This window comes from Microcystis sp. M_OC_Ca_00000000_C217Col, assembly GCF_007095585.1.
Classification (GTDB): Bacteria; Cyanobacteriota; Cyanobacteriia; order Cyanobacteriales; family Microcystaceae; genus Microcystis; species Microcystis panniformis.
The window spans coordinates 1-3,190 of the sequence record NZ_SFBV01000215.1; the positions used below are offsets into that span (position 1 = coordinate 1).

Consider the following 3,190-nt stretch of genomic DNA (forward strand, 5'->3'; position numbering starts at 1 on the left):
ACCTGTTTGTGCCTTAAGTCCTTCCCTGTATGGATTTCAGCTACTTTTGAGCGTAGGCGCTCTCATCGAATTTTATTTTAAGTTAATTATTTGCATAACAATTCCCGAAGAGCCATAAAAAAATAAGGCTATTTTAATCCTCGTTTAACCGCTTTAGCTAACGCCATTGATTTTTTAAATTGTCTTTTTTCCTAAGTCTTAACAACATTAGGTTGGTCTTATTTTTTACCTAAAGTAACTCAATTGTCAAGGCTTTTTTTATTTAGTTTTGTAACAATTTAGCAACAAAAAAGGCACAGGCAACAAAGACTAAATCGCTCTTAAAATAAGCGATTTACTGTTAAGAACATCAATCGGGGACTTATTGAAAATTTAATTAGCATTGACTAAATCTTCTAGCACTGGTGAGCCAAGGAAAAGGGAGACAACAGAAGAGCAAAAACCTGTACTCCCCCGCTTCCCTGCTTCCCCTCTCCCCTGGTCCCGCTCCCCTGCTTCTCCACTAACCGCTCAATGGTCGAAATCCTTATATAATAAAAATTATACAAGACTTGTCACACCCTCCAGCAAATTACCTTATCCAGCAAATCTTGACTGATGCCCAAAAAAATCAGAGAATTAAAACAAATGCTCAAAAAAGCTGGATTTATTGATTTTCCGGGAAAAGGCAGTCACAACCATTGGTTACACCCTCTACATACAGGAAAAATCACCCTATCGGGAAAAGACGGAGCAGATGCTAAACGTTACCAAGAACAAGAAGTCAAAAATGCTATTGAAGAGGTCAGGAGAAAAGAAGATGAAAAAACTTAAATATAGAATAGTGCTTCAGTGGTCTGATGAAGATAATTGTTATCTAGTTGGCTTACCCGACTTTCCTGGACAAAAATGGCGGACTCATGGTAATACTTATGCTGAAGCTGTGAAAAATGCTGAAGAAGTCCTAGAATCTCTGATACAACTTTATCAGAAATTAGGGGAATCTTTACCTCATCCTGAGATAACTAAAAAGGGAGAAATTTTGACAAAAATAAATTAACAAAACTAGAAGAATACTTAGAAGTTTACCCTACTCTCACCTATTGCTACCAGAACTATACAGGATACCGAAAGGAAGATTGTCATTGCGAGGGGAGATTGAGAGATTCTCCCTTTTGGGGAAAAGTAATCCCTCCCCGAAGCAATCTCTCAAAAGTTTTAATTGTTCTGATTGGTAATAAATTGATGAACAATCTCAACTTTTAGATTTAATTCCCGCGCAATTTGTTCTTCATTAAGTCCCAACCTAACCAGAAGCGGAATTGTTTCCATTTTACCTTCAATTTTACCTTCAATTTTTCCTTCTTTCTTAGCTTCTTGATAAAACTTGGTTTGTTTCCATTCCGTGAGATTAAACATGGCTTCTAACTCCTGGCGACTTTTCTGCGGAAATTTGTAGATAATAATCTTCTCGATTAACTCGATAAGTAAATTAGCCAAGGTTTGGTTAATTGTTCTGATTGGTAATAAATTGACGAACAATCTCAACTTTTAGATTTAATTCCCGCGCAATTTGTTCTTCATTAAGTCCCAACCTAACCAGAAGGGGAATTGTTTCTAATTTCCCTTCAAGTTTTCCTTCAAGTTTTCCTTCAAGTTTCCCTTCAAGTTTCCCTTCAAGTTTTCCTTCAAGTTTTCCTTCAAGTTTTCCTTCAAGTTTTCCTTCAAGTTTTCCCTCTTCCTTAGCTTCTTGATAAAACTTGGTTTGTTTCCATTCCGTGAGATTAAACATGGCTTCTAACTCCTGGCGACTTTTCTGCGGAAATTTGTAGATAATAATCTTCTCGATTAACTCGATAATGAACCTGTTCTGGTGCTTTTTTCGTGCTGATGACGATAAACTGGAGGATACTTATCCCAAGAGATGGAGGGGACTCACCCTCGATTTCATCGAGATATATCCGTTGCATCTGCTCTAAGTTTAGCAAATTCTGGTAAGCGAGGGGAAACCCGGTGTCTAAGCGTCGCCTTCCCCAGATAATTACGGGACAGCAAGTACGTTCAGGCTTATACTGCTTGAGATAGAGGAAAATTTGAGTGATGAATCGCCAATAAAAATCCTCATCCTTTTGAAATTGAACTTCGACAAAGTAAAGCGGCTAATCTGGGGGGTCTGCATCGGGAATAAATACCCCATCGAGTCGGAAAGCTAATTCTTTGATTTCGACTGATTTAAATTGATAATTTTGCGCCAGATTGGGAGATTTTCCTAGCAGTTGAAAGAGAAGTTCGGGAAAGACTTGAAATAAGGTATAAAATATTTTATCAGTTTTCATTATTTGAGTAAATACAATTGAAGCCAACTGTACTACTTTTAGGGTTCCAAGTCAATAGTTTTTTGGTGGATTTTTGTTAAGTTTTATCAAAATAATTTGAAAATAATTTTCTCCAGAAAAAAACTACCTTTCCTTGTTCTAATTGTTCTAATTCTTTAATTGCTGTCATAACATCCTTTTCTTGATCTGATTTTTATGGCAACCAAGAGCGATCTAGTAATTCTTCTAGTGAGTAAGGACATTGAGAGGGAAAATCACAGTATTCACTGGTTTTATTTTGACAAAACCTAACGCATCTTGGTAGATAGAGTTTAATTCTTCTTCTCAAGAATTGCGGAGATTAGCCGTCATTTTTCGCCTTAATTGAGTCCGAAAATTATAAATTTCTTCCTGCTAATGAATTGTCTTATATTCTGCCTCTTTTGTTCAGTATTGCAGTAATAATAGATGGCGGATAATCTGTTCTAAAAGACTGGCTACCGCATTTTTCTTTTCTTTGCCCAAATCCTCTAATTCCTCGATTAAATGTTCTAAGTCTAGCTGTTGAAATTGATGATTTCTAAGCAAGCTAACGGTTTCTCCTAGCCATTGAGAGTCATCAATCTCATAGAGTTGTTTTAAGGCGTGAATTCTTTGCATCATTGATTGTCTCCATTAGCAGTTTTATCGTTTTGAGTATCTTGACATCAGGGAAGTTTAGTGATTAACATAAAATTTACTCCATCGCATTGGTAAATTAGTCAAAAATCTTCCTCGTGAATCGGCAAAATTCAGTAAAATAGCAATAGACCAAATCAGAGAGAAAAAATTAGCTATGACAACTACATCCGAAGACGTATGGCGACTCTTAGCCGAATTAGCGACTGCTCAAAAAG

At 36.6% G+C, this 3,190-nt stretch carries 3 protein-coding genes and 2 pseudogenes; 2 read left to right on the forward strand and 3 right to left on the reverse strand.

The window, feature by feature from the left end; genetic code table 11:
• Positions 1-597: 597 nt before the first annotated feature.
• Positions 598-813 carry a type II toxin-antitoxin system HicA family toxin gene (locus EWV66_RS12955; protein ID WP_287107490.1) on the forward strand — a complete coding sequence of 72 codons (216 nt, stop codon included), beginning with the start codon at positions 598-600 and terminating at the stop codon, positions 811-813.
• Positions 800-1,039: a type II toxin-antitoxin system HicB family antitoxin gene (locus tag EWV66_RS12960; RefSeq protein ID WP_043996231.1), complete on the forward strand. Its 240-nt coding sequence runs from the start codon at positions 800-802 to the stop codon at positions 1,037-1,039. Before EWV66_RS12955 ends, EWV66_RS12960 begins: the two co-directional genes overlap by 14 nt.
• A 158-nt stretch (positions 1,040-1,197) precedes the next feature.
• Here the strand turns inward: EWV66_RS12960 and EWV66_RS12965 are convergent, their stop codons facing one another.
• From EWV66_RS12965 to EWV66_RS12985, 3 genes and pseudogenes are all read right to left on the reverse strand, one after another.
• Positions 1,198-1,479 (reverse strand): DUF2887 domain-containing protein, encoded by a 282-nt coding sequence (locus tag EWV66_RS12965; RefSeq protein ID WP_287115984.1) that lies wholly within the window; start codon positions 1,477-1,479, stop codon positions 1,198-1,200.
• A gap of 7 nt (positions 1,480-1,486) precedes the next feature.
• Positions 1,487-2,315, reverse strand: a pseudogene (locus EWV66_RS24430) (DUF2887 domain-containing protein).
• Between the two features lie 193 nt (positions 2,316-2,508).
• A pseudogene (locus EWV66_RS12985) lies at positions 2,509-2,954 on the reverse strand (DUF29 domain-containing protein).
• Positions 2,955-3,190: the final 236 nt, after the last annotated feature.

Bases quoted from the DNA above. Each gene is read 5' to 3' on its own strand.
- EWV66_RS12955 (WP_287107490.1), top strand. From the start codon at position 598: ATGCCCAAAAAAATCAGAGAATTAAAACAAATGCTCAAAAAAGCTGGA.
- EWV66_RS12960 (WP_043996231.1), top strand. From the start codon at position 800: ATGAAAAAACTTAAATATAGAATAGTGCTTCAGTGGTCTGATGAAGAT.